General features: G+C 68.6%; 2 protein-coding genes. One reads left to right on the top strand and one right to left on the bottom strand.

Translation table 11 applies throughout. The features are described 5' to 3' along the window. The first annotated feature begins 107 nt into the window (after window positions 1-107). Entirely contained in the window at window positions 108-1562 is a 1455-nt protein-coding gene (locus tag ACWDEX_RS37105) for a WD40 repeat domain-containing protein (RefSeq protein ID WP_450469088.1), read from the top strand. Between the two features lie 69 nt (window positions 1563-1631). Here the strand turns inward: ACWDEX_RS37105 and ACWDEX_RS37100 are convergent, their stop codons facing one another. Then, window positions 1632-3026, bottom strand: a complete 1395-nt coding sequence (locus tag ACWDEX_RS37100) for a helicase associated domain-containing protein (protein ID WP_450469086.1) — start codon at window positions 3024-3026, stop codon at window positions 1632-1634. Window positions 3027-3039: the final 13 nt, after the last annotated feature.

Genomic DNA, 3039 nt, shown 5'->3' with positions numbered 1-3039 from the left:
CCGCCCCGAAGCCTGAGGGCCAGCCTCACTCCGTGACCAGCGCTCCTTCTCCAACCTCAACCACGAAACGGACAAGAGCTCACGTTCCGCACTCTAAAGTCTTCGCGTTGGCGTTCGCGCAGCGCGGTCACCTCCTAGCCACCACGAGCGGTGGGAATGAGGCCGCAGTGCAGTTGTGGGATGCGGCCGACGCCGCACACCCACGCCGTCTCGGCGAGCCGACCACCACCGATTCCGCCGTACTCGATGCCGTCCAGTTCAGCCCGGACGGTCACACCCTGGCCGCGGCCGAGGACGGCTCGGTGCATTTGTGGAATGTCAGCGATCCCTCCAGCCCGATGTCCTGGGACAAACCTCTGGCGGTGTCCACCGCTTTCGTGGCGTTCAGCCCCGACGGGCGCAGCCTGGCCACCAGCGGTGACGGCGTTCGTCTCTGGAGCCTGCCGGGGACGGTTCTGCGCGGCTACCCCGGCTCCGTGAAGCAGACAGCGTTCGACTCCACCGGCCGTCTGTTGGCCACCGCCGGCGACAACTATGGTGGAGAAAACTCCGAGATGGACAGTGGTATCTGGTTGTGGGACACCACAAACCCGGCCAGTCCCCGGCGTATGAGTGTCAGCCCGTCCCACTCGGTCAATGCCATGGCACTGAGTCCCGACGGTCACCTTCTGGCCACATTGACCGCCGAGGTGGAAGGCGGCGCGGTCCGGCTGTGGGACACCACCGATCCTGCTCGGCCCAGAGTCGTTGGCCGCCCGCTGGACCACCGTGGTGGCGAGGTCTTGGCGGTGGCGTTCGGCGCCGACGGACATACCCTCGCCACCGCGAGCACCGATGACAACGGTGACCGCGTCTGGCTCTGGGACACCAGCGACCCGGTCCATCCCAGACGACTGAACACGATCCCGTCCCCCGGAATCCTGGCTATGGCACTCAGCCCCGGCGCGCCCCTCCTCGCCGTCGCGACCAGCGACGACCGCCGCAGCCAGGTGCAGTTGTGGGACATCGCCGAACCGGCACACCCCACGCGCTTGGATCGCCTGTCAATCCGACACAGTTCCCCCGGGCACTTCACCCCCGTGCTGGTATTCAGTCCCGACGGTCACCTGCTGGCCACGGCAGGCAGGGGCGGAAACCTCACCGACGTGCAGCTTTGGGATACCAGCCAGCCGGCTCATGCCAAACATGTAGGACACCTGCAGGCCGGCGGCAAAGACGACATGGGGCTCGTGGTGACGTTCAGCGCTGATCAGCGCATCCTGGCCACCGCAGGCGCCGGCGAGGACGGCGCCAGGGTGCAGTTGTGGGACATTGCCGACCCAGCACACCCCACGCGTCTGGGACACCCTCTCGCAGGCCACACTGACACCATCAACGAGATAGCCTTCAGCCGCCACGGACACGCCCTCGCCACAACGGGCAACGACGGCACGGTTCGGCTATGGATAACAGACTCAGACCAAGCCATCGCACAGATCTGCGCCGCCACCGGGAACACACTGACCACCCAGCAGTGGGGTCAGTACGTCGGAGCGCTCCCGTACCGATCGCCCTGCCCGTAGCCGGTCTTTGGAGGAGATACGCCCGAGCCGCATCGCCGTAGTCGCGGGCGTCCTGGAGGGTCTCGCGTTTCAGGGACGCGTGGAAGCATTTCGCAGGCCGCGCTCGTCGTGGAGCTCGTCATACGTGCTGCACTGGCGCCGCAGCCATCGCCCGGCGAGGCAATCGTCGAGGTCGATGAAGCCGGAGCCGGGACGGAGAGGCTGACTGTCTGCAGCATTTCGGGCGCGGTGGTAGCTGCGCTGCCATTTCAGGTTCCAGGGCGGGCACCACCAGGGGTCGATGGCGGTGAGGGCCTGGGCGCGGTCGGCGGGCAGGGGGCGGTGGCCGGTGCGCTGGTAGTTGCGCTGGTTGGCGAGCCATTGGCCCAGGCGGAAGCCCTCGTGGACGGTTGCGGAGGTTACGGATGCCAGGCTGCCGTGTTCGGCGGTGTAGGAGCGGGCGTGAGCGAGGGCTTCTTCGGCGCCGGCCCTCATGTTGCGTCGTCTGGGCCGGGCGGCGGCCGCCGCGGCAGCCATTCGCCGAGGTTGTAGCTGGTGGTGGGGAAGCCGCGGGTCGGCTGCAGGGGGCCGTGGGTTTGGGTGTGGGTGCGGGCTTGGTGCCAGGTGCGCTGCCACAGGGTGCTCCACGGCGCGTTTCCACCACGGGTAAAGCGCGTTGAGAGCGGCGGCTTGGTGGGCGGGCAGGCGGGTGTGGCGGGTGCGCAGGTTGGCGAGCCATTGCCCCAGGGGGTAGCCGTCCGGGACGGCTTCTTTGGGGACGGCCAAGTGCCCGTATTGCTGGTGGAAGACACGGGCGTGCGCGAGGCTTCTCTCAAAGGCGCGTTCGGCTTGGAGGCTGTGACCGCGCAGCCCCTTGATCACGAGCGGCCCCTGCTGCTCGCCGTCACCGGTCGGTCCCTGGGGGAGAAGGTCGCTGAGAGGCCGGGGGCGGTATGCCGAGTGCACCCTCCACAGCGCCTTTTGCGCGGTGGCCTCATAAGAGGCGCGGGTTCTCACACAGGAGTGAGCCCAGGTGAACAGTGGTCCGTGGGTGACGGCGGCGAGGTGGTGGACGAGCCACGGCCGCTGGAGCTCATGGGCGGCCTTGGCCGGTAGGGCGGGTAGCTCGCCGAGTCTGTAGGGGAGGTGGCCGCCCGATTCGGCGACAGTGCGTTGCTGCAGGGGGCGGCTGGCCAGCAGGCGTGCGAGGGCGACGGTTTCGGGATAGGTGATCAGGTCGCGGGCGGCGACCTTCCACCAGCTGGGATCGGCGTTGTCCGGTCGCGTGGCCTCGAGGCGGGCCGGCCACGCCCGTTCCTCGACGGGCCAGGGCTGGTCCCACCAGGAGTTGGTGACGGCGCGGGCGACGTCGAAGGCCTGCGCCCCAGCGGGGGAGCGGCGTAGCAGCCGGACATGCCGTTGCTGGGCTTCGATCACCTCCGGGCACCGGCCAAGAGGCACGGGCAGGCCGCTGGTGTGGGGCACCTACAGGAGCCAG

The sequence above is a fragment of the Streptomyces sp. NPDC001020 genome, from assembly GCF_053599115.1.
The sequence above is the reverse complement of the archived record's forward strand: the minus strand, read 5'-3'. Positions and strand labels throughout refer to the sequence as shown.